This window comes from Mycobacterium sp. NGS26 (genome assembly GCF_059813025.1).
This window is the reverse complement of record NZ_JCALDU010000042.1, coordinates 1-403: the sequence shown is the minus strand read 5'-3', so window position 1 is coordinate 403 and position 403 is coordinate 1. Positions and strand designations below refer to the sequence as shown.

Here is a 403-nt window from a genome sequence, read left to right as displayed (position 1 = left end):
CCACATCGCACCCAGCCAGCCGGCCAGCCAACCCGGTGGTGGTGATCACCGCGACCGGGGCGGCATCGGTGAGTAAGAACCCGATCCGCGCATCGGGAAGATCGGGGTCGATGGGCACATAAGCCGCCCCGGTCTTGAGCACCCCCAACACCGCGATGATCGCCTGCGCCGAACGCGGCACCAGCAACGCCACACACTCACCCGGGCCCACACCGCGGCCAATCAGCAACTGCGCCAACCGGTTAGACGCCTCATCGAGCTCCCGATACGTCATGTGGCGGCCCGCGAAGCTGACCGCCACCGCATCCGGGCTGCGCCCCACCTGCGCGGCCCACAGCACCGGGATCGACACCGGCGCCGCTGCGGGCTGGGTCAGCACCACCCGATTCCCCCACCCCTCCAG

The 403-nt window shown here is 70.0% G+C and carries 1 protein-coding gene; it reads right to left on the bottom strand.

Annotation, left to right across the window (positions count from 1 at the left end; translation table 11 throughout):
- A partial coding sequence (locus tag AC5Y6X_RS24470) for an AMP-binding protein (RefSeq protein WP_499989726.1) occupies positions 1-403 on the bottom strand: 403 nt, incomplete at both ends.